A 21,529-nucleotide genomic window follows, 5' to 3' on the forward strand; every position below is an offset into this window, starting at 1 on the left:
GGTTGCCATGAAACCGGATATCCATCCTTTTTATCGTACCGTGGTGTTTCACGATACCAGTGCCAATGAATATTTTAAGGTCGGTTCGACCATCAAAACCGAACGTGAGATTGAGTTCGAGGGGAAAACGTACCCGTATGTGACCCTCGATATCTCCTCTAAGTCACATCCATACTACACCGGAAAACAAAAGACCTTTGATAACGAAGGTAGCGCAGCGCGCTTCCAGAAACGCTTTGGTCATTTTATTGGCGCTAAGCGAGGTTAAAATGCAGGTACTCAATTCGCTTCGCAGCGCAAAACAGCGGCACCCTGACTGCCAGATAGTGAAACGCAAAGGGCGCTTGTATGTTATCTGTAAAACGAATCCGCGATTTAAAGCGGTACAGGGCCGTAAAAAAAGACGTTAGTTTCATTGCCAGCATTCAGGGATTAAAGTGCGTTTCCTTCACAGTGACGCACTTTTTTATGGTAACGGCGAAATTATTGGCTGGCCTGCGGGCGGGTGAGCGTAAACACATCGTAGAACGAGAGTTCGCCTTTACGTGAAATCATCTTTTGCAGCTGTGCTTTATGTTCGCTATCAACTGAAGGGGAGTGCAAAATAGAGTCGATGAGTGAGGAGGGAACAAAACGCGTGTTGTACCATTCACCGTTATAGCAAACTCTGAAATCCAGGACGTCGATGTCTTCATAGCGATAGCGCGGCGCCACGTCGAAAAAGAAAAAGCCGTTAAGTATGACAAACAGCACTACCAGCAGCCATACCGAATCGACCAGCGTTTCTGACTGTAGCATTACCGCCAGCGTAGCAAACCACGCCACATACATACCGATAAACAGCCCCGGATGTTTGCGAATAAAGCTGATGCTAAAGCGCGGTTTGTTGTCGCGCTTCTCGCGAATATTTAAGTCGTCGATTGTTTCGGTAAGCAGGCGCTGTATTTCTGTCATCTCTTGCCTTCGTGATATCTGCAAAATTCAGGAGGGATCGCCCTATTTTAAAAGGGGACACCTTCTGAAGAAAGTAACAGATTAACCACAATTTAGCATAACAGTTACATTTAAGATCACAGTGTTTTGATGATCCTCGCGGGATTACCGCCGACTACGCTGTTTGCCGGAACACTTTTCGTCACCACCGCGCCAGATGCTACAACGACATTATCTCCGAGCGTTACGCCTGGATTTATTACTGCACGTCCGCCTATCCAGACGTTGTTGCCAATAGTGACGGGTTTTCCCAGCTCCAGACCGCTGTTGCGTTCGGTCGCATCCAGCGGATGCGTGGCTGTGTAGATATGGACGCCGGGTGCCAGCATGCAGTTATCGCCAATATGGATTGGACAGACATCAAGCATGACGCAGTCGAAGTTGGCGTAAAATTCTTTACCGAGGTAGATGTTATAACCGTAATCACAGCGGAAAGAGGGTTCAATATACGCGCCCTCGCTTTGACCCAACAGATCATGCAGGATGGCCTGACGCTCACTTTTTGCGTCTGGCGCAGTAAGATTATAGCGATGGGTCAACTGACGAGCGCGTAGTCGGTCGTCGCGCAACGTTTCATCTGCCGGGCGATAGAGTTCACCGGCGATCATTTTCTGCTTTTCTTTACTCATTACGAATTCCCTGTGTACTGATGAACATTTCAGCACAGTAAAACGCAATGCAAATAAGGGGAACGTTCCCGTTACTTCGCTGTGATCGTAGTCACGTGATTTGAATTAAATAACCATTGTAAATGCGAAAATGGTCAGTCAGACAAATGTACCGCTATACCTGACTTAACCTTGAGAACAATTAGCGTATGAATTTCCAAACGGAAGTTGGTATCTTGTCGTAGAGCTTATTCATGGTCAATTCAGCAAGGCGGTGATCCGCTGCTGAGTAAAATACAGCCAGTTCGTTGTCGGACAATTCATATTTATTTTTTTCAATAACGCGCTCAAGCGTGTCAATTGTCTGGCAGCGTCGCAGGCGCATCAAATAATCTGTTTTAGTTAATGGTTTATCAGACATAACTCTTACCTATGATTGTAATAATTTTTAACAAGACAAACTAACAGGATTAGCCCTGGTGGCATTGACAAAACAGCGAAACAGTCGATTACCTGATTTCCGCCATTTCTGCAGATCCTGCGTATTAATACCATAACTGCTGAACAACATAAAAGTGTCATCCAGGTATTCATCTATCTGCGCAATCAGCTTATTGTCCTCATTGTACTTAATTTTATAATTAAGTGCGAAGGTTGCAATATGCTCTATCAGTTCATTGAGCTGTAAGCTGGTTGCAGAGGTAGGGTCGTTAACCCAGCCATGGTTACTTTGTTCAAGGTTTGCAAGACAGTCATGATACAGAGTTTCGCAGAGAAATTTAAGCTGCGCGATATCATGTCTTTTGGGTGAGTATTCATCCATAACGCATCCCCTTCTTCGTGGCTTAAACTAACCGAACACCTTCGGGATGGATACAACAAACTACCTGGAACTTGCCCGCGACTCCTGATGATTTAACTATAATCTACTCTAAAAAAGATTTCATCGTCATATCACGAAAAATTACAATTATGCAAAATTATGATGTAGCGTCATTTTTACATTTTAACAGATAAATGCAGTTATTCGAAATCGGACAAATTCTTTATTCTTCGGGCAATCATCGGGTTATCTTGATTAGCTATAGCAACAACAGGCAACAACCGACAAGATCGACCGATAGCCAGGAATAATCTTAATATTTATTAACGTAAATAAGAACTCTCAAAACTTTTTAAGAATAGCCTTTAAGGCTACAGGGATTATATCGCTTATTTAAGCTGGAGCAAATAAACAGAATCGCAATAAGTGGATTTTATGATTTTTCCAGAAAAAAGGCCGCTTGCGCGGCCTTATCTTTAGAGAGGTATCAATGATGATCGACTGAGTGGCTATGCTCAATATCTTCATTTTTGCGGCTAAAGCGGCGGCGTACCACCACAAAGAACACCGGAACAAAGAAGATAGCCAACACGGTTGCCGTCACCATCCCGCCCATTACGCCAGTACCAACGGCGTTCTGCGCGCCGGAACCTGCGCCGGAACTGATTACCAGCGGCATTACGCCCAGAATAAAGGCCAGTGACGTCATGAGGATCGGACGTAAACGCATGCGGACCGCGTCCAGCGTTGCCTCAATCAGTCCTTTGCCCTCTTTATCCATCAAGTCCTTGGCGAATTCGACGATAAGTATCGCGTTCTTCGCCGACAACCCAATGGTTGTGAGCAGGCCTACCTGGAAGTAAACGTCGTTAGTCAGGCCACGGAACGTTGCCGCCAGCAATGCGCCGATAACCCCCAACGGTACCACTAGCATTACGGAGAACGGAATAGACCAGCTCTCGTACAATGCCGCCAGGCACAGGAAGACGACGATCAGTGAAATGGCATACAGAGCAGGGGCCTGGTTGCCAGACAGTCGTTCCTGATAGGACATACCTGTCCAGTCATAACCGATACCGGATGGCAGTTTGCTGGCCAGTTGCTCCATCATTGCCATCGCTTCACCGGTACTTTTACCCGGTGCGGCCTGGCCTAAGATCTCCATGGAAGGCAGACCGTTATAGCGTTCCAGACGCGGTGAACCATATTCCCAACGTGAGGTAGAGAAGGCGGAGAATGGGACCATCTGTCCATCGCTGCCGCGGACGTACCAGTTGCCAATATCTTCCGGCAACATACGGTATTTCGCTTCAGACATGACGTAAACTTTCTTCACACGACCACGGTCGATGAAGTCATTCACGTAGCTTCCGCCCCATGCTGCACCCAGCGTTGTATTAATATCACTAATGGAAACACCCAGCGCCTGCGCTTTTTCCTGATCGATATCGATCTTGAACTGCGGCGTATCTTCCAGACCGTTAGGACGTACGCCGACTAACAGATCAGGATGTTTCGCAACTTCACCAAACAGCTGGTTACGTGCCTGGGTCAGTTTTTCATGGCCCAAACCTGCCTGGTCAATCAACTGGAAGTCAAAACCGGTGGCGGTACCTAACTCCACAATCGCTGGCAGGTTGAAGGCAAAGACCATTGCATCTTTAATCTGCGAGAATGCGCCCATCGCACGCTCGGTAATCGCCTCAACTTTATTCTCTTTACCTGGGCGTTCGCTCCAGTCTTTCAGCGAGACGAACGCGATACCGGTATTCTGACCACGACCCGCAAAACCGAAGCCGTTAACGGCGAATACCGATTCAACGTTCGCTTTTTCTTTCGTCAGATAGTAATCCGTCATTTCGTCCAGCACCTTCTGGGTACGCTCTTGCGTTGCACCCGCTGGCAGCTGAGCCATGGACAGGAATACCCCCTGGTCTTCATCTGGCAGGAACGAACTTGGCAGACGAACGAACAGATAGGCCATGCCCACGACGATGATCAGATACAGCGCCAGATAACGACCGGTACTGCGCAGAATACCGCCCACGCTGTCGGTGTAATGGTGCGTGCTCTTATCGAACATGCGGTTAAACCAGCCGAAGAAGCCTTTTTTACCTTCTCCGTGATCGCCTTTAGCAATCGGTTTGAGCATGGTCGCACACAGAGCAGGGGTCAGAATCAATGCCACCAGTACTGACAACGCCATCGCGGAAACAATGGTGATGGAGAACTGACGGTAAATTGCACCGGTAGACCCCCCGAAGAATGCCATCGGGATAAATACCGCTGACAGCACCATCGCGATACCCACCAGCGCGCCCTGAATCTGGCCCATTGATTTACGTGTCGCTTCCTTCGGCGGTAGTCCTTCTTCCGCCATAACACGCTCAACGTTCTCGACCACCACGATGGCGTCATCCACCAACAGGCCGATGGCGAGCACCATCCCGAACATCGTCAGGGTGTTTATCGAGAAGCCGAAAATCGCAAGGACGGCAAACGTACCCAACAGCACTACCGGTACGGCGATAGTCGGAATCAACGTCGCGCGGAAGTTCTGCAGGAACAGATACATGACCAGGAACACGAGGATGATTGCTTCCGCCAGCGTTTTCACCACTTCGTGAATAGAGATTTTCACGAACGGTGTGGTGTCATATGGGTAAACGATCTTCAGACCTGACGGGAAGAACGGTTCCATCTTCTTCAGTTCGTCGCGGATAGCATTTGCCGTGTCCAGGGCGTTAGCGCCTGTCGCCAGCTTGATACCCAGACCGGATGCTGGTTTACCGTTGAACTTCGCAATGATGTCGTAGTTCTCGCCGCCCAGCTCTACTTTCGCCACGTCACGCAAACGAACCTGGGAACCATCCTGATTTACTTTCAGCAGAATTTTGCTGAACTCATCGGCGGAGGTCAGACGGGTCTGCGCGATGATCGACGCGTTAAGCTGCTGGCCTTTCACCGGCGGCGTACCACCTAACTGACCGGCTGCAACCTGGGCGTTTTGCGCTTTGATTGCGTTGATGACATCAACCGGTGTCAGCTGGAAATTGTTCAGTTTGTTTGGATCCATCCAGATACGCATTGCGTACTGCGAACCGAACAGCTGAACGTCGCCCACGCCTGAAGTACGGCTAATGGCATCCTTCATGTTGGCGCCAACGTAGTCGGAAATATCCTCCTGCGTCATGGTGCCATTGGTGTTGATAACACCGACGACCATCAGGAAGCTGCTGGATGACTTCTCAACGCTAACCCCTTGCTGCTGTACTTCCTGCGGCAGTAATGGCATAGCCAGCTGCAGTTTGTTCTGCACCTGTACCTGCGCAATGTCCGCATCAGTACCAGACTGGAAGGTTAGGGTGATCTGCACGGTACCCGTGGAGTCACTGTTTGAGGACATGTACATCAGGTTATCGATACCGTTCATATTCTGTTCGATAACCTGCGTAACAGTATCCTGTACTGTTTTGGCATCAGCGCCAGGGTAGGTCGCGGAGATCGTCACTGCTGGCGGTGCAATAGTCGGATATTGCGCTACCGGCAATTTGAGGATCGCGAGCCCCCCTGCCAACATGATGATAATGGCGATCACCCACGCAAATATTGGGCGATCGATAAAGAAATTAGGCATGTCTTAACGGCTCCTGTTTAAGTTAAGACTTGGACTGTTCAGGTTGGCTACCGCTTGCGGCTTGCTGGTTATTATCCGCGGTAATCTCCTGGGCTTTTACCTGCGCGCCAGGACGTACTTTTTGCAACCCTGTGACAATCACGCGGTCGCCCGGCTTAAGTCCATCAGTGACTAACCATTTATCGCCAATCGCTTGTGCGGCGACAATTTGACGCATTTCAACTTTGTTATCTGCACCAATAACCAAGGCACTGGCATCACCACGCGGTGTGCGGGTAACGCCTTGCTGCGGAACCAGTAATGCAGTTGGGTTAGTCCCTTCTTCCAGACGAGCACGGACGAACATTCCCGGCAGTAAGGTGTGATCCGGGTTAGGGAAGATTGCGCGTAACGTAATCGAACCGGTGGTTTGATCTACCGTAACATCGGAAAATTCCAGCGTACCGGCCTGCGGGAACTTAATGCCGTCATTGGTCACCAGCTCGACTTTCGCTTTACCGTTCTCTTGCTTCAGCGTGCCGTTGGCCAACTCTTGTTTCAGGCGCAGGAAGTCGTTACTTGACTGCGTCACGTCCACATAGATAGGGTCCAACTGCTGAACGGTAGCCAGTGCGGTCGCCTGACCGTTTTGCACCAGAGCACCTTCCGTAACGGATGACTTACCAATGCGGCCGCTGATCGGCGACGTCACTTTGGTATAGGCCAGATTGATGCGTGCAGTTTCTACTGCGGCTTTCGCGGCGACGACGGCGGCGTTCGCCTGCTGTGCGTCTGCCAGCGCGCTATCGTAATCCTGTTGACTGATGTACTTAGTACCCAACAGTTTCTGATAACGTTTAACCGTCAGTTGAGCGATATTTGCTGCGGCTTGTGCTTTGGCCAGATCGCCTTTTGCGCTCTCATAAGCGGCCTGATAAGTCGCAGGATCAATCTGATAGAGAGATACACCCGCTTCGATGTCACCACCTTCCGTGAAATTACGTTTCAGGATGATGCCGCTAACCTGAGGACGAACTTCAGCAATGCGATACGCACTGGTGCGACCCGGGAGTTCGGTTGTTATCTGTAGAGGTTCAGTTTTGAGCGTAACAACTCCAACCTCTGGCATCTGCTGGCCCCCTTGTTGGGCCTGTTTGTCGTCACATCCTGTTAGCGCTAAGCTGCCTGAGAGCATCAGAACGACTGCCAGAGGCGTTAACCCTCTGTTTTTGTTCATATGTAAACCTCGAGTGTCCGATTTCAAATTGATCAATGGCTTAAAGCCCATAAACCCATTGCTGCGTTTATATTATCGTCGTGCTATGGTACATACATTCACAAATGTATGTAAATCTAACGCCTGTAAATTCACTGACCTATGGCACGAAAAACCAAACAACAAGCACAGGAAACACGACAGCACATTCTCGATGTTGCTCTGCGTTTGTTTTCGCAACAAGGGGTATCATCCACCTCGCTTGCGGAGATCGCAAAAGCCGCTGGTGTCACGCGCGGCGCAATCTATTGGCATTTCAAAAACAAATCGGATTTATTCAGTGAAATTTGGGAGCTAGCAAAACCTAACATTGATGAGTTAGAGACTGAGTATCAAGCAAAATTCCCCGACGATCCACTATCAGTATTAAGAGAAATTTTAATTTACGTTCTTGAAGCTACCGTGACAGAAGAACGCAGACGTTTGTTGTTGGAAATTATATTCCACAAATGCGAATTTGTCGGGGAAATGGCCACTGTTCAGCTAGCTCAACGCAGTCTGTGTATTGAGAATTACGACCGTATCGAACAAACATTGCGGCACTGCATGAATGCCAACATGCTGCCGGAAAATCTGAACACGCGGCGCGTGGCGGTGCTGCTGCGTAGCTATGTTACCGGAATTATAGAGAACTGGTTATTTGCCCCTGAATCTTTTGATCTGAAAAAAGAAGCGCGTGAATACGTCGCAGTGCTGCTGGAGATGTGTCTTCTCTGCCCAAGCCTGCGGGTTAATGTGGCGAAATCCTGCTAACTTTTGCTGTCTGAACCAGGAATTATCCTGGTCGTTTTGCCTGCTGCTATTCTGCCGCTCACAGCCGTGATATTCTTGCCGCTTGACTATTTCCGGTCACTTTTCCGGTTCAGAAACGTTCATTCTCATGACTATGTTGCAGCTCTATAAACGTTCACAGCATCTTATTGCTATTACCTTTCTTTTCTTCATTCTATTGCTTTCTTGCCAGTCGTCAGCATTTGCACGGGCGCAACAGAGTGGGGATCTGCCGACGAAAGCGGATATTCAGAGCCAGCTGGACGCGCTGAATAAACAAAAAGATCTCTCCGCGCAGGATAAGCTGGTTCAGCAGGATCTGACCGATACCATCGCCACGCTGGATAAAATCGATCGCGTGAAAGATGAGACCGTACAGCTTCGGCAGAAAGTTGCCGAGGCGCCGGAAAAAATGCGTCAGGCAATGGATGCGTTAAATTCGCTCAGCGATGTTGATAATGACGATGAAACGCGAAAAACGCTGAGTACGCTCTCCTTACGCCAGCTGGAGTCGCGCGTGGCGCAGGTATTGGATGACCTGCAAAGCGCGCAAAACGATTTGGCCGCTTATAACAGCCAACTGGTATCACTGCAGACTCAGCCAGAGCGCGTGCAAAATGCGATGTACACCGCGTCGCAGCAAATGCAGCAAATCCGCAATCGGCTTGATGGTAATAACGTGGGTGAGGCGGCGTTGCGCCCCAGCCAGCAGGTCCTGCTGCAGGCACAGCAGGCGCTCCTGAACGCGCAGATCGACCAACAACGTAAAAGCCTTGAAGGTAATACGATTTTGCAGGACACCTTGCAAAAACAACGCGATTACGTGACGGCAAACAGCAATCGTCTTGAACACCAGCTCCAGCTCCTGCAAGAAGCGGTAAACAGCAAACGACTGACGTTAACCGAAAAGACGGCGCAGGAAGCGGTATCGCCTGACGAAGCTGAGCGTATTCAGTCTAATCCGTTAGTGAAGCAGGAACTGGACGTCAACCATCAGCTTAGCCAGCGTCTAATCGCCGCGACCGAAAACGGCAATAACCTGATGCAGCAAAACATTAAGGTCAAAAACTGGCTCGATCGCGCGCTGCAATCCGAACGCAATATTAAAGAGCAGATCGCTGTCCTGAAAGGCAGTCTGCTGCTGTCACGTATTCTGTACCAGCAGCAACAAACGCTGCCGTCGGCAGATGAGCTTGCCGATATGACCAACCGGATCGCCGATTTGCGTCTGGAGCAGTTCGAGGTCAATCAGCAACGTGACGCCCTGTTCCAGAATGATGCGTTTGTCGCCAAACTGGAAGAAGGGCACAGCAGCGAAGTCAACGGTGAAGTTCATGATGCCCTGCTGCAGGTCGTGGATATGCGCCGGGAGCTATTGGATCAACTGAATAAGCAACTGGGTAACCAGTTGATGATGGCGATTAACCTGCAAATCAACCAGCAGCAGTTGATGAGCGTGTCAAAAAACCTGAAAGGGATCCTCACCCAGCAAATTTTTTGGGTTAACAGTAACCGCCCAATGGACTGGGACTGGATCAAAGCCTTCCCGCAAACGCTGAAAGACCAGTTTAAATCGATGAAAATCACCGTGAACTGGGAAAAAGCCTGGCCAGCGGTATTTATTGCATTCCTCGCAGGGTTGCCGCTGCTGCTCATCGCCGGGTTAATCCGCTGGCGTTTGAAATGGCTGAAAGAATATCAGGCGAAATTAGCCGCTGCGGTAGGCAACCTGCGTAATGACAGTCAGCTCAATACGCCAAAAGCAATACTGATCGATCTCATCAGAGCGCTGCCGGCCTGTCTGATTATCCTCGCCGTGGGTCTGATTCTGCTTACCATGCAGCTGAATATCAGCGACCTGCTGTGGGCGTTCAGTAAAAAGATGACCGTCTTCTGGCTGGTGTTTGGTCTGTGCTGGAAGGTGCTGGAAAAAGATGGCGTGGCGATACGCCATTTTGGCATGCCTGCAAAGCAAACCAGCCACTGGCGTCGCCAGATTGTGCGTATTAGCCTGGCGTTGTTACCGCTTAACTTCTGGTCGGTTGTTGCTGAACTGTCACCGCTCAATTTGATGGATGATGTGCTTGGTCAGTCCGTCATTTTCCTCAATCTGTTGCTGATCGCCTTCCTGGTATGGCCAATGTGCCGTGAAAGCTGGCGTGACAAAGAGTCGCATGGTCTGCGTCTGGTCACCATTACCGTGCTGTCTATTATCCCTATCGCATTGATGGTGCTGACGGCGACAGGGTATTTCTATACCACGCTGCGCTTGTCGGGGCGCTGGATTGAAACGGTTTATCTGGTTATTGTCTGGAACTTGTTGTATCAGACGGTACTTCGCGGGTTGAGCGTAGCGGCGCGGCGCATCGCCTGGCGTCGTGCGTTAGCGCGTCGTCAGAACCTGGTGAAAGAAGGGGCTGAAGGCGCAGAACCGCAAGAAGAGCCGACCATTGCGCTGGAGCAGGTTAACCAGCAAACCTTGCGTATCACCATGCTGGTGATGGTTGCCTTGTTTGGTGTTCTGTTCTGGGCAATTTGGTCCGATTTGATCACCGTGTTCAGTTACCTCGACAGCATTACGCTCTGGCATTATAACGCTACAGAAGCGGGGGCCGCAGTGGTGAAAAGCGTCACCATGGGCAGTCTGCTGTTTGCGATTATTGCGTCAATGGTCGCATGGGCGCTGATCCGCAACTTACCCGGCCTGTTGGAAGTGCTGGTACTCTCGCGACTGAAAATGCGCCAGGGGGCGTCGTATGCGATTACCACCATTCTTAACTATGCGATCATCGCTATCGGTGCGATGACGGTCTTCGGTTCGCTCGGCGTCTCGTGGGATAAACTACAGTGGCTGGCCGCAGCTTTGTCGGTTGGTCTTGGTTTTGGTTTGCAGGAGATTTTCGGTAACTTTGTTTCCGGTCTGATTATTCTGTTTGAGCGCCCGGTACGTATCGGCGATACCGTGACCATCGGAACATTCTCGGGAACGGTCAGCAAGATCCGTATCCGTGCCACCACCATTACCGACTTTGATCGCAAAGAGGTGATCATCCCGAACAAAGCCTTTGTGACGGAGCGTTTGATCAACTGGTCGCTTTCCGATACCACTACGCGTCTGGTGATCCGCATTGGTGTGGCCTACGGTTCGGATCTGGAGAAAGTGAAGAAAGTGCTGCTGCAGGCGGCGATGGAACATCCGAAAGTGATGCACGATCCGGAGCCAGCGGTGTTCTTTACCGCCTTTGGTGCCAGCACGTTGGATCATGAGCTGCGTTTATACGTGCGTGAACTGCGCGATCGTAGCCATACGGTTGACGAACTTAACCGTGCGGTCGATCGTTTGTGCCGTGAAAATGACATTGATATCGCCTTTAACCAGCTCGAAGTGCACCTGCATAATGCGAAAGGGGACACTGTGACCGAGGTTAAGCGTGACATCATCAAGGGTGACGATCCGACGCCTTCGGTAGGTTAATAGAAAAAATCATCAGGCCTGCGAGCTTTGATTCATTCGTAGGCCTGATAAGTGCAACGCCATCAGGCATTTCAGCTATAGCGCTTTTTTAGAAGAAGAGAGCTGCTTCCTTTCGTAATCCCGTTTAATAATCTCTAGCGCCTTCAGCACGGTCTCAGGCGCAACCTGATTTTCCTCAAGTAAAACAATCAGGTCGACGGCCAGTTTGACCTCGTCCGGGGCGTTCTCTAATGACATAAATTCTCCGGGTATTAACGGGTTAAACGCGCCAGCACATTTTCTATTCTTGCCAGTGCATGACGACAGCGCGCGAGTCGCGCTTCGAATGCTTCTACTTCACGATGCAGTTTTTGCTGTTCTTCAAAGCCAGTAGCCTGAGCCAGGCGCTCTTTGCGTTCACGCGTCATTTCAACCAGCCGGCGTTCAAACTCCTGGTGTTGAACCCGCTTGCGCTGCCAACGCGCCAGACCGGGAGAGGCGCAGTCCCACTCTCTGAGCGACCAGCTGGTGGTTTCGCGTGAAATCGCCTCTAACTGTGAGGCAAGATGTTCCGCAAGCCAGCTAATTTGTGGTAGTTGTTGCTGATCAACCGCGCGGCGTAGGGCCTTAAGATTTTCTTCTGCTTCATCCAGACAAGCCTGCAGTAACGTACTGCGAGTGTGAAACAGATGCCTGTCAAAGCGGGCGCTAAGCGTTGTATGATGCGCCAACGGGGCACAACGCTGTCGCAGGCGGTTAAGCTGGTTTTCGAGCGTCTGTAGCAGCATGACGGTTTTCACGACAACACTCCGATGAAAATGAGAACTGTTATGCTAAAGTAGCGATTCTCTGTGTTAAGTACTCATATTATGCAACGCATTATTCTAATCATCATTGGCTGGCTAGCGGTAGTATTAGGAACGTTGGGCGTTGTATTGCCGCTATTGCCCACGACGCCGTTTATCCTGCTGGCTGCCTGGTGTTTTGCCCGCTCATCGCCGCGTTTTCACGACTGGCTGTTGTATCGTTCGTGGTTCGGCGGGTATCTGCGCCATTGGCAAAAACACCGTGCGATGCCGCCGGGAGCAAAGCCGCGCGCTATTTTGTTGATCCTGGTGACGTTTGGTATTTCACTGTGGCTGGTCAATATGATGTGGGTACGCGGCCTGCTGCTGGTTATTCTCGCCTGTTTACTGATTTTTATGTGGCGGATCCCGGTGATTGATGAAAAACAACAAAAGCAGTAAAGCGCAATAATCGCTGTTGCAATTGTCTCTCACAGCCAGTAAATTCGACCGTTTTCGAGCACAGGCGCAGGTGGTCAAAGGTTAAGCAAATGTAACCCTGGCCCTTAATATAGACACAAAATCATTCAAGGTACGTCGAGGCGGCAACTGAATGAATCCCCGGAGCTTACATCAGTAAGTGACTGGGATGAATGAAGGCAGCCAACAAAGAGGTAGCTTGAAGGATGAAGTGTATAGTGCGCCGTGAAGTAATACCGAATTAATCAGGCACAAACTTATGACCGCGACTGCACAGCAGCTTGAGTTTCTCAAAAATAGCATCAAAAGCATCCACGACTACCCGAAACCGGGCATTCTTTTTCGCGATGTCACCAGCTTACTGGAAGACCCGAAAGCCTACGCCCTCAGCATTGAATTGCTGGTTGAACGCTACAAAAATGCGGGTATCACTAAAGTGGTTGGCACCGAAGCGCGTGGCTTTCTGTTTGGCGCGCCGGTAGCATTGGGTCTGGGCGTCGGCTTTGTTCCGGTACGTAAACCCCGCAAGCTTCCGCGTGAAGTGATCGCCGAGAGCTATGAGCTGGAATACGGCACCGATCAGCTGGAAATCCACGTTGATGCCATCAAACCGGGCGATAAGGTACTGGTTGTGGACGACCTGCTGGCAACCGGCGGCACGATTGAAGCCACCGTGAAACTGATCCGCCGTCTGGGTGGCGAAGTGACCGATGCTGCTTTTATCATTAACCTGTTTGACCTGGGCGGCGAACAGCGCCTGGAAAAACAGGGGCTGACCTGTTATAGCCTGGTTCCGTTCCCGGGACACTAAGTCGGCTATCTCATCTCGGCTGAAGTAATACCGAGACACACAACCTCGCCGTCGCTGCGAGGTTGTGTTAGCATTATCCTCCTGTGAATCCACCCTCCAGCCTTTCAGAGCCTGCCAATGAGTTATCAGGTCTTAGCCCGAAAATGGCGCCCCCAAACCTTTGCTGACGTCGTCGGCCAGGAACATGTGCTGACGGCACTGGCGAACGGCTTGTCGTTAGGGCGTATTCATCATGCTTATCTGTTTTCCGGCACCCGTGGCGTCGGGAAAACCTCTATCGCCCGTTTGCTGGCGAAGGGACTAAACTGTGAAACCGGCATCACCGCCACGCCGTGCGGCGTGTGCGATAACTGCCGTGAAATCGAGCAGGGGCGTTTTGTCGATCTGATTGAAATCGATGCCGCCTCACGCACCAAAGTCGAAGACACTCGCGATCTGCTGGATAACGTTCAGTACGCGCCCGCACGCGGTCGCTTCAAGGTCTATTTGATCGACGAAGTGCACATGCTGTCGCGCCACAGCTTTAACGCCTTACTGAAAACACTCGAAGAGCCGCCTGCGCACGTTAAATTCCTGCTGGCGACCACCGATCCGCAGAAGCTGCCGGTGACTATCCTGTCGCGCTGTCTGCAATTCCATCTTAAAGCGTTGGATGTTGAACAAATTCGCCATCAGCTTGAGCATATCCTCAAAGAAGAGCATATCGCCCATGAGCCACGCGCGTTGCAACTGCTGGCCCGCGCCGCGGACGGCAGCCTGCGCGATGCGCTGAGTCTGACCGATCAGGCGATTGCCAGCGGCGATGGTCTGGTGTCGACCGACGCGGTCAGCACCATGCTCGGCACATTGGACGATAACCAGGCACTCTCGCTGGTTGAAGCGGTTGTCGCGGCTGACGGCGAACGCGTTATGACGTTGGTGAACGATGCCGCCGCACGGGGTATTGAATGGGAAGCGCTGCTGGTTGAGATGTCGGCTTTGCTGCATCGCATTGCTATGGTACAACTTTCGCCCGCTGCTCTCGGCAGCGATATGGCCGCCATTGAACAGCGTATGCGCGAACTGGCGCGAATCGTCCCGCCAACCGATATACAGCTTTACTATCAAACCCTATTAATTGGGCGCAAAGAACTGCCGTATGCACCAGACAGACGAATGGGTGTCGAAATGACGCTACTGCGTGCGCTGGCTTTTCATCCGCGCATGCCGCTGCCGGAGCCTGAAGTCCCACGCCAGTCGTTTGCCCCCGTCGCGCCCACTGCGGTGATGACCCCGACGCAGGTGCAGCAGCCTGCGCCAGCGCAACAGCAACAGAATGTGCCGCTCTCCGATGCCACCAGCCAGGTGCTGGCGGCGCGCAGCCAACTGCAACGCGCTCAGGGAGCAACCAAACCAAAAAAGAGTGAACCGGCAGCCGCTTCCCGCGCGCGGCCGGTGAATAATGCTGCGCTGGAAAGACTGGCTTCGGTGTCGGAACGTGTTCAGGCGCGTCCGGCCGTTTCTGCGCTGGAAAAAGCGCCAGCGAAGAAGGAAGCGTATCGCTGGAAAACGACCAATCCCGTAGCCGAAGTCAAAGAAGTCGTTGCCACGCCGAAAGCACTGAAAAAAGCTCTTGAGCATGAAAAAACGCCGGAACTGGCGGCAAAACTGGCGGCAGAAGCCATTGAGCGCGATCCCTGGGCTGCTCAGGTGAGCCAGCTTTCGCTGCCTAAACTGGTGGAGCAGGTGGCGCTTAATGCCTGGAAAGAAGAGAATGGCAACGTGGTTTGCCTGCACCTGCGTTCCACACAACGGCACCTTAATTCCAGCGGCGCGCAGCAAAAACTGGCCGAAGCATTGAGTACCTTAACGGGGTCAACGGTTGAATTGACCATCGTTGAAGATGATAATCCAGCGGTGCGCACGCCGCTGGAGTGGCGTCAGGCCATTTATGAAGAGAAACTCGCGCAGGCGCGTGAGTCGATTATTGCGGATAATAACATTCAGACGTTGCGTCGTTTTTTCGATGCAGACCTGGACGAAGAGAGTATTCGCCCCATTTGATCGTCAGCCTGATGGTTGGACGGTCGTCATCCCTTAACGTGATTGAGAGAGAAGCCTATGTTTGGTAAAGGCGGTCTGGGTAACCTGATGAAACAGGCCCAGCAGATGCAGGAAAAAATGCAGCAGATGCAGGAAGAAGTCGCCAAGCTGGAAGTGACCGGCGAATCTGGTGCGGGTCTGGTAAAAGTGACTATCAACGGCGCGCACAACTGCCGTCGCGTGGAGATCGATCCAAGCCTGCTGGAAGACGACAAAGAGATGCTGGAAGACCTGGTTGCTGCGGCATTCAACGACGCGGCGCGTCGCATTGAAGAGACGCAGAAAGAGAAGATGGCTTCTGTTTCTTCCGGAATGCAGCTGCCGCCTGGCTTTAAGATGCCGTTCTGATGCAAACCAGCCCGCTGTTAACTCAGCTTATGGAAGCACTGCGCTGTCTGCCGGGCGTTGGCCCGAAGTCTGCGCAGCGCATGGCGTTCACGCTACTTCAGCGCGATCGCAGCGGCGGGATGCGTCTGGCGCAGGCGTTAACGAAGGCGATGTCGGAAATCGGCCACTGTGCCGATTGCCGCACCTTCACAGAGCAGGACGTCTGTAACATCTGTTCGAACCCGCGTCGTCAGGAAAATGGTCAGATTTGCGTGGTGGAGAGTCCGGCGGACATCTATGCCATTGAGCAAACCGGCCAATTTTCTGGACGTTACTTCGTGCTGATGGGGCACCTGTCGCCGCTGGACGGTATTGGCCCTGATGATATCGGGCTGGATCGCCTTGAACAGCGACTGGCGTCTGAGCAAATCAACGAACTGATCCTCGCGACCAATCCCACGGTCGAAGGAGAGGCGACTGCCAACTATATTGCTGAGCTTTGCATGCAGTATGGCGTTGAAGCCAGCCGTATCGCCCATGGCGTACCGGTCGGCGGCGAGCTGGAAATGGTCGACGGCACCACGCTGTCGCACTCTCTGGCTGGGCGTCACAAGATTAAATTCTGAACAAACGGAGGCCGCGACGGCGGCTTCCGCTTGAAATCTTTCCCGCTTGTCCCCATTTCACCCTCAACGTGTTTTTACCATTGAAAATGGCATTGTTGAGGTAGATCTACATGAAAGGACAAGAAACTCGTGGTTTTCAGTCAGAAGTAAAACAGCTTCTGCACCTGATGATCCATTCTCTGTATTCCAATAAAGAAATCTTCCTGCGTGAGCTTATCTCTAACGCCTCAGATGCAGCAGACAAGCTGCGTTTCCGTGCACTGTCTAACCCGGATCTGTACGAGGGTGACGGTGAACTGCGCGTGCGTGTTTCCTTCGATAAAGATAAGCGTACGTTGACCATTGCTGATAACGGCGTGGGGATGAACCGCGATGACGTCATCGATCATCTGGGGACCATTGCGAAATCCGGTACCAAATCTTTCCTCGAATCCATGGGCTCCGATCAGGCGAAAGACAGTCAGTTGATCGGTCAGTTCGGAGTTGGCTTCTACTCGGCGTTTATCGTGGCTGATAAAGTGACCGTACGTACCCGCGCTGCGGGCGACAAGCCTGAGAACGGCGTGTTCTGGGAATCTGCGGGCGAAGGTGAATACACCGTTGCCGACATCACCAAAGACGATCGCGGCACCGAAATCACTTTGCATCTGCGCGAAGGCGAAGACGAGTTCCTTGATGACTGGCGCGTACGTTCCATCATCAGCAAATATTCCGACCATATAGCGCTGCCGGTCGAGATCGAAAAATCCGAAGAGAAAGACGGTGAGACCGTGGTTTCCTGGGAAAAGATCAACAAGGCGCAGGCGCTGTGGACCCGTAACAAGTCGGAAATCAAAGACGACGAGTACAACGAATTCTACAAGCATATTGCCCACGACTTCACTGACCCGCTGACCTGGAGCCACAACCGTGTGGAAGGTAAGCAGGAATACACCAGCCTGTTGTACATTCCGTCGCAGGCGCCGTGGGATATGTGGAACCGCGATCACAAGCATGGTCTGAAACTGTACGTTCAGCGTGTGTTCATCATGGACGACGCCGAGCAGTTTATGCCGAACTATCTGCGCTTTGTGCGCGGCCTGATAGATTCCAACGATCTGCCGCTGAACGTTTCCCGCGAGATCCTGCAGGACAGCACCGTCACCCGTAACCTGCGCAGCGCGCTGACCAAACGCGTGTTGCAGATGCTGGAAAAACTGGCGAAAGATGACGCCGAAAAATACCAGACCTTCTGGAAACAGTTCGGCCTGGTGCTGAAAGAAGGTCCGGCGGAAGACCACGCCAATCAGGAAACTATCGCTAAGCTGATGCGCTTCGCGTCTACGCACACAGACTCCTCCGCACAGACCGTGTCGCTGGAAGACTATATCTCCCGCATGAAAGAAGGGCAGGAGAAGATCTACTACATCACTGCCGACAGCTATGCGGCGGCGAAGAGCAGCCCGCACCTGGAACTGCTGCGTAAGAAAGGCATTGAAGTCCTGCTGCTTTCTGACCGCATCGATGAGTGGATGATGAACTACCTGACCGAGTTCGACGGCAAGCCGTTCCAGTCCGTTGCGAAAGCCGACGAGTCCATCGATAAACTGGCGGATGAAGTGGACGAGAGCGCGAAAGAAGCGGAAAAAGCGCTGACGCCGTTCGTTGAACGCGTGAAAACCTTGCTGGGCGATCGCGTCAAAGAAGTGCGTCTGACCCACCGTCTGACTGACACGCCGGCCATCGTCACCACCGATGCGGACGAAATGAGCACCCAGATGGCGAAGCTGTTCGCTGCTGCAGGTCAGACCGTACCGGACGTGAAATATATCTTTGAACTCAACCCGGACCACGTGCTGGTAAAACGCACGGCGGATACCCAGGACGAAACGCAGTTTAAAGAGTGGGTTGAACTGCTGCTGGATCAGGCTCTCTTCGCCGAACGCGGCACGCTGGAAGATCCTAACCAGTTCATCCGTCGTATGAACCAGCTGCTGGTGTCCTGATCGTCATCATCTAATGCCGGATGGCGCTAACGCTTATCCGGCCTACGATTAAAAAGATATTGTAGGCCGGATGAGGTGTTTACACCGCCATCCGGCAATTTCACTCCTTATTTTCAATTTTCCCTCCATTAACCGTTTCAGCGTCGGGCGTCTTCCTTGAGCCAATTGCGTGATGGTGGTATCGTTTAGCGCTTTTTAAAAAATATCGACAACCTTTAAGGGGATTTTCGTAATGCGTATCATTCTGCTTGGCGCTCCGGGCGCGGGTAAAGGAACTCAGGCTCAGTTCATCATGGAGAAGTATGGTATTCCGCAAATCTCCACCGGTGATATGCTGCGTGCCGCCGTGAAATCTGGCTCCGAGCTGGGCAAACAAGCGAAAGACATCATGGACGCCGGTAAGCTGGTGACTGATGAGCTGGTGATCGCGCTGGTAAAAGAGCGTATTGCTCAGGAAGACTGCCGTAATGGTTTCCTGCTGGATGGCTTCCCGCGTACTATTCCGCAGGCTGACGCCATGAAAGAAGCAGGTATCAACGTGGACTACGTTCTGGAGTTTGACGTACCTGACGAGCTGATCGTTGACCGTATCGTGGGCCGTCGCGTACACGCTGCTTCTGGCCGCGTTTACCACATCAAATTCAACCCGCCTAAGGTTGAAGGTAAAGACGACGTGACTGGCGAAGAACTGACTACCCGTAAAGACGATCAGGAAGAGACGGTGCGTAAGCGCCTGGTGGAATACCATCAGATGACCGCGCCGCTGATCGGCTACTACTCTAAAGAAGCGCAGGCGGGTAACACCAAATACGCGAAAGTTGATGGCACTCAGGCCGTGGCTGACGTGCGCGCAGCGCTGGAAAAAATCCTCGGTTAAGTTTTAGCGCAGTCAATGCCGGATGGCGGTGTAAACACCTTATCCGGCCTATGATTTTTTTGTAGGCCAGATAAGCGCAGCGCCATCAGGCAAATTCATGTCTTACCTCTCGCAGCAATTAGTTCTTCTTCATCACTTTTCCGCTACAATTATCAACAATTTGAATCGATAAGAGGCGGTAATGCGTCAGACGAAAACCGGTATCCTGCTGGCAAACCTCGGCACCCCCGATGCCCCCACTCCTGAAGCTGTTAAACGCTACCTGCGCCAGTTTTTAAGCGATCAACGTGTAGTCGATACTTCCCGCCTGCTGTGGTGGCCGTTGCTGCGTGGGGTGATCCTGCCGCTGCGTGCGCCACGCGTGGCAAAGCTGTACCAGTCAATCTGGATGGAAGACGGTTCGCCGCTGATGGTCTACAGCAAGGCACAACAGCAGGCGCTGGCACAACGCCTGCCCAATACGCCTGTTGCGTTGGGCATGAGCTATGGTTCGCCTTCGCTTGAGTGCGCAGTCGACGAACTGTTGGCAAGTGGCGTTGAACACATTGTCGTGTTACCGCTGTACCCGCAATATTCCTGTTCGACGGTGGCGGCGGTGTGGGATGAGCTCGCGCGCATCCTGGCGCGTAAACGCAGTATTCCCGGCGTCTCTTTTATTCGTGATTACGCCGATGACAGTGCCTATATTGACGCGCTGGCAAAAAGTGCCCGTGACTCCTTCGCCAAACACGGCGAACCCGATTTACTGCTGCTCTCCTACCATGGGATTCCACAACGTTACGCCGACGAAGGCGATGACTACCCTCAGCGCTGTCGCGATACGACACGTGAGCTGGTCTCTGCGCTTGGCCTGCCGCCGGAAAAAGTGATGATGACCTTCCAGTCGCGTTTTGGTCGCGAACCGTGGCTGACGCCGTATACCGACGAAACGTTAAAAATGCTGGCGGAGAAAGGGACCCGACATATCCAGGTTATGTGTCCGGGCTTTGCGGCAGATTGCCTTGAAACGCTGGAAGAGATCGCGGTGCAAAACCGGGAGATTTTCCTCGAGGCTGGCGGCCAGCAATATGAGTATATTCCGGCGCTGAATGCCGCACCGGAACATATTGAAATGATGGTCAAACTGACCGCTGCCTATCGTTAAAGTTGTGCTTTGAAGTAACGCGCGCCCTCCCGCAACGCATCGTCGGCGGTTTTCATCATCCGCGAGTAGTGCAGGAAGGCGTGCAGCGTGCCGGGGTACATTTTGTACTGGCAGGGCTGCTGATGCGTCTGTAACGTCTGAAATAATAAGCGGCTGTCGTCAATCAACGGATCGAACTCCGCGCCGGCGATAAAACATGGCGGCACGTCGCGCGTCAGGTCGTTATTGAATAAGCAATAATACGGCGACTCGCGATCGTCGGCGCTACGCAGGTACGCGTTTTCGTACATCTGCAGATCCTCCCGCGATAAACCATCCCATGCTCCGCCCATCAGCCGTCGGCTGGGCGAATCCTGCAGGCCGTAAAGTCCATACCACAGCAGTACGCCTGCGACTTTGCCGCAGGCAATCTGTTTGTCCCGCAGCCACAACGCGCTGGCAAGCGCCAGCATCGCGCCAGCGGAATCACCGGCAAAACCAATATGATCCACATTCAGAGAATAGTCGCCCGCGTGCTGGTGATAATACTGACAGACGGCGACAATCTCCTCGATGGCTTGCGGGAAACGAGCCTCCGGCGAGAGCGAATAGTCGATGCCAATTACCGTGCACTGCGTGTAAAGCGCCAGTAAGCGCATAATGCGATCGTGAGTATCCAGATTACCAAGAATGAAACCGCCGCCGTGCAGATAATACATCGTGGCCCGGCTATGGGGTTGCGGAGAATAAATTCGCGTGGCAACGGGGCCGCGCGCGGTAGAAATGACGCATTCCCGGGTGTTCATCTGCGGGGCATCGGCATTCCACAATTGTCGTTCGTGGATATAGTGTTGGCGTTGGGCCACGATGTCATCGGCGGCGGGCCAGGGCG

General features: G+C 52.1%; 21 protein-coding genes and 1 other annotated feature. Of the genes, 12 read left to right on the plus strand and 9 right to left on the minus strand.

Features of this window, described 5'->3' with window-relative positions; genetic code table 11:
* Positions 1-7 precede the first annotated feature (7 nt).
* Together FDW92_RS18050 and ykgO are read left to right on the plus strand one after the other, a co-directional pair.
* Entirely contained in the window at positions 8-268 is a 261-nt protein-coding gene (locus FDW92_RS18050) for a type B 50S ribosomal protein L31 (RefSeq protein ID WP_038638331.1), read from the plus strand.
* Between the two features lies 1 nt (position 269).
* The gene (gene ykgO, locus FDW92_RS18055) at positions 270-410 is read left to right on the plus strand and encodes a type B 50S ribosomal protein L36 (protein WP_005125190.1); all 141 of its coding nucleotides are present in this window, start codon (positions 270-272) and stop codon (positions 408-410) included.
* 73 nt (positions 411-483) lie between these two features.
* Here the strand turns inward: ykgO and FDW92_RS18060 are convergent, their stop codons facing one another.
* The 6 genes from FDW92_RS18060 to acrA all read right to left on the minus strand — a co-directional run bounded on the left by FDW92_RS18060 (position 484) and on the right by acrA (position 7,277).
* Entirely contained in the window at positions 484-954 is a 471-nt protein-coding gene (locus FDW92_RS18060) for a YlaC family protein (RefSeq protein ID WP_042310054.1), read from the minus strand.
* A gap of 116 nt (positions 955-1,070) precedes the next feature.
* The gene (maa, locus tag FDW92_RS18065) at positions 1,071-1,622 is read right to left on the minus strand and encodes a maltose O-acetyltransferase (protein ID WP_042310052.1); all 552 of its coding nucleotides are present in this window, start codon (positions 1,620-1,622) and stop codon (positions 1,071-1,073) included.
* 181 nt (positions 1,623-1,803) lie between these two features.
* Positions 1,804-2,022 (minus strand): HHA domain-containing protein, encoded by a 219-nt coding sequence (locus FDW92_RS18070; protein ID WP_002892050.1) that lies wholly within the window; start codon positions 2,020-2,022, stop codon positions 1,804-1,806.
* A 27-nt stretch (positions 2,023-2,049) separates the two neighbouring features.
* Positions 2,050-2,424, minus strand: coding sequence for an Hha toxicity modulator TomB (gene tomB, locus FDW92_RS18075; RefSeq protein WP_003021733.1), 375 nt, complete (start codon positions 2,422-2,424; stop codon positions 2,050-2,052).
* A 487-nt stretch (positions 2,425-2,911) separates the two neighbouring features.
* Entirely contained in the window at positions 2,912-6,061 is a 3,150-nt protein-coding gene (gene acrB, locus FDW92_RS18080) for an efflux RND transporter permease AcrB (RefSeq protein ID WP_038638345.1), read from the minus strand.
* Positions 6,062-6,083: 22 nt separating this feature from the next.
* A complete protein-coding gene (gene acrA, locus FDW92_RS18085) occupies positions 6,084-7,277 on the minus strand; it encodes a multidrug efflux RND transporter periplasmic adaptor subunit AcrA (protein WP_038638348.1) in 1,194 nt (397 codons plus the stop codon).
* 141 nt (positions 7,278-7,418) lie between these two features.
* Here acrA and acrR point away from each other — a divergent pair, with 141 nt between their 5' ends.
* Both acrR and mscK read left to right on the plus strand, forming a co-directional pair.
* Positions 7,419-8,069 (plus strand): multidrug efflux transporter transcriptional repressor AcrR, encoded by a 651-nt coding sequence (gene acrR / locus FDW92_RS18090; RefSeq protein WP_042310049.1) that lies wholly within the window; start codon positions 7,419-7,421, stop codon positions 8,067-8,069.
* A gap of 127 nt (positions 8,070-8,196) precedes the next feature.
* On the plus strand, positions 8,197-11,562 hold the full coding sequence (gene mscK / locus FDW92_RS18095; protein ID WP_042310047.1) for a mechanosensitive channel MscK: 3,366 nt from the start codon (positions 8,197-8,199) through the stop codon (positions 11,560-11,562).
* A gap of 75 nt (positions 11,563-11,637) precedes the next feature.
* On the opposite strand, the gene rsmS is transcribed toward mscK, so the two are convergent.
* Positions 11,638-11,799 carry a pleiotropic regulatory protein RsmS gene (gene rsmS, locus FDW92_RS18100; RefSeq protein WP_064507026.1) on the minus strand — a complete coding sequence of 54 codons (162 nt, stop codon included), beginning with the start codon at positions 11,797-11,799 and terminating at the stop codon, positions 11,638-11,640.
* Positions 11,800-11,813: 14 nt separating this feature from the next.
* Complete coding sequence (gene priC, locus FDW92_RS18105; protein ID WP_042310045.1) at positions 11,814-12,341, minus strand: primosomal replication protein N''; 528 nt, start codon at positions 12,339-12,341, stop codon at positions 11,814-11,816.
* A gap of 69 nt (positions 12,342-12,410) precedes the next feature.
* Here priC and FDW92_RS18110 point away from each other — a divergent pair, with 69 nt between their 5' ends.
* The 8 genes from FDW92_RS18110 (at position 12,411) to hemH (ending at position 20,658) form a co-directional block, all read left to right on the plus strand.
* Entirely contained in the window at positions 12,411-12,788 is a 378-nt protein-coding gene (locus tag FDW92_RS18110) for a DUF454 family protein (RefSeq protein WP_042310044.1), read from the plus strand.
* Between the two features lie 277 nt (positions 12,789-13,065).
* Positions 13,066-13,617 (plus strand): adenine phosphoribosyltransferase, encoded by a 552-nt coding sequence (gene apt, locus FDW92_RS18115; protein WP_006685676.1) that lies wholly within the window; start codon positions 13,066-13,068, stop codon positions 13,615-13,617.
* A gap of 117 nt (positions 13,618-13,734) precedes the next feature.
* A complete protein-coding gene (gene dnaX / locus FDW92_RS18120; RefSeq protein WP_042310043.1) occupies positions 13,735-15,660 on the plus strand; it encodes a DNA polymerase III subunit gamma/tau in 1,926 nt (641 codons plus the stop codon).
* Positions 14,993-15,057: a sequence feature (DnaX frameshifting element), on the plus strand. It overlaps the preceding gene by 65 nt.
* A gap of 57 nt (positions 15,661-15,717) precedes the next feature.
* On the plus strand, positions 15,718-16,047 hold the full coding sequence (locus FDW92_RS18125) for a YbaB/EbfC family nucleoid-associated protein (protein ID WP_003021764.1): 330 nt from the start codon (positions 15,718-15,720) through the stop codon (positions 16,045-16,047).
* Positions 16,047-16,652 carry a recombination mediator RecR gene (gene recR, locus FDW92_RS18130; protein ID WP_003021767.1) on the plus strand — a complete coding sequence of 202 codons (606 nt, stop codon included), beginning with the start codon at positions 16,047-16,049 and terminating at the stop codon, positions 16,650-16,652. The genes FDW92_RS18125 and recR overlap by 1 nt, the downstream gene beginning before the upstream one ends.
* A gap of 110 nt (positions 16,653-16,762) precedes the next feature.
* Positions 16,763-18,637: a molecular chaperone HtpG gene (gene htpG, locus FDW92_RS18135; protein WP_042310038.1), complete on the plus strand. Its 1,875-nt coding sequence runs from the start codon at positions 16,763-16,765 to the stop codon at positions 18,635-18,637.
* Positions 18,638-18,869: 232 nt separating this feature from the next.
* Positions 18,870-19,514, plus strand: a complete 645-nt coding sequence (adk, locus tag FDW92_RS18140) for an adenylate kinase (RefSeq protein ID WP_003021773.1) — start codon at positions 18,870-18,872, stop codon at positions 19,512-19,514.
* A 181-nt stretch (positions 19,515-19,695) separates the two neighbouring features.
* Positions 19,696-20,658: a ferrochelatase gene (hemH, locus tag FDW92_RS18150; protein WP_042310037.1), complete on the plus strand. Its 963-nt coding sequence runs from the start codon at positions 19,696-19,698 to the stop codon at positions 20,656-20,658.
* Here the strand turns inward: hemH and aes are convergent.
* Positions 20,655-21,529 (minus strand): acetyl esterase (gene aes, locus FDW92_RS18155; protein ID WP_249357198.1); only part of this gene is annotated, 875 nt, incomplete at its 5' end. The genes hemH and aes overlap by 4 nt on opposite strands.

This window comes from Citrobacter sp. wls706 (genome assembly GCF_005281305.1).
In the GTDB taxonomy this organism is placed as follows: domain Bacteria; phylum Pseudomonadota; class Gammaproteobacteria; order Enterobacterales; family Enterobacteriaceae; genus Citrobacter; species Citrobacter werkmanii.

What these genes read in the sequence shown, in the direction of transcription:
- FDW92_RS18050 (WP_038638331.1), top strand. Translation starts at nt 8, where the DNA reads ATGAAACCGGATATCCATCCTTTTTATCGTACCGTGGTGTTTCACGAT.
- ykgO (WP_005125190.1), top strand. Translation starts at nt 270, where the DNA reads ATGCAGGTACTCAATTCGCTTCGCAGCGCAAAACAGCGGCACCCTGAC.
- FDW92_RS18060 (WP_042310054.1), bottom strand. Translation starts at nt 954, where the DNA reads ATGACAGAAATACAGCGCCTGCTTACCGAAACAATCGACGACTTAAAT.
- maa (WP_042310052.1), bottom strand. Translation starts at nt 1,622, where the DNA reads ATGAGTAAAGAAAAGCAGAAAATGATCGCCGGTGAACTCTATCGCCCG.
- FDW92_RS18070 (WP_002892050.1), bottom strand. Translation starts at nt 2,022, where the DNA reads ATGTCTGATAAACCATTAACTAAAACAGATTATTTGATGCGCCTGCGA.
- tomB (WP_003021733.1), bottom strand. Translation starts at nt 2,424, where the DNA reads ATGGATGAATACTCACCCAAAAGACATGATATCGCGCAGCTTAAATTT.
- acrB (WP_038638345.1), bottom strand. Translation starts at nt 6,061, where the DNA reads ATGCCTAATTTCTTTATCGATCGCCCAATATTTGCGTGGGTGATCGCC.
- acrA (WP_038638348.1), bottom strand. Translation starts at nt 7,277, where the DNA reads ATGAACAAAAACAGAGGGTTAACGCCTCTGGCAGTCGTTCTGATGCTC.
- acrR (WP_042310049.1), top strand. Translation starts at nt 7,419, where the DNA reads ATGGCACGAAAAACCAAACAACAAGCACAGGAAACACGACAGCACATT.
- mscK (WP_042310047.1), top strand. Translation starts at nt 8,197, where the DNA reads ATGACTATGTTGCAGCTCTATAAACGTTCACAGCATCTTATTGCTATT.
- rsmS (WP_064507026.1), bottom strand. Translation starts at nt 11,799, where the DNA reads ATGTCATTAGAGAACGCCCCGGACGAGGTCAAACTGGCCGTCGACCTG.
- FDW92_RS18110 (WP_042310044.1), top strand. Translation starts at nt 12,411, where the DNA reads ATGCAACGCATTATTCTAATCATCATTGGCTGGCTAGCGGTAGTATTA.
- apt (WP_006685676.1), top strand. Translation starts at nt 13,066, where the DNA reads ATGACCGCGACTGCACAGCAGCTTGAGTTTCTCAAAAATAGCATCAAA.
- dnaX (WP_042310043.1), top strand. Translation starts at nt 13,735, where the DNA reads ATGAGTTATCAGGTCTTAGCCCGAAAATGGCGCCCCCAAACCTTTGCT.
- FDW92_RS18125 (WP_003021764.1), top strand. Translation starts at nt 15,718, where the DNA reads ATGTTTGGTAAAGGCGGTCTGGGTAACCTGATGAAACAGGCCCAGCAG.
- recR (WP_003021767.1), top strand. Translation starts at nt 16,047, where the DNA reads ATGCAAACCAGCCCGCTGTTAACTCAGCTTATGGAAGCACTGCGCTGT.
- htpG (WP_042310038.1), top strand. Translation starts at nt 16,763, where the DNA reads ATGAAAGGACAAGAAACTCGTGGTTTTCAGTCAGAAGTAAAACAGCTT.
- adk (WP_003021773.1), top strand. Translation starts at nt 18,870, where the DNA reads ATGCGTATCATTCTGCTTGGCGCTCCGGGCGCGGGTAAAGGAACTCAG.
- hemH (WP_042310037.1), top strand. Translation starts at nt 19,696, where the DNA reads ATGCGTCAGACGAAAACCGGTATCCTGCTGGCAAACCTCGGCACCCCC.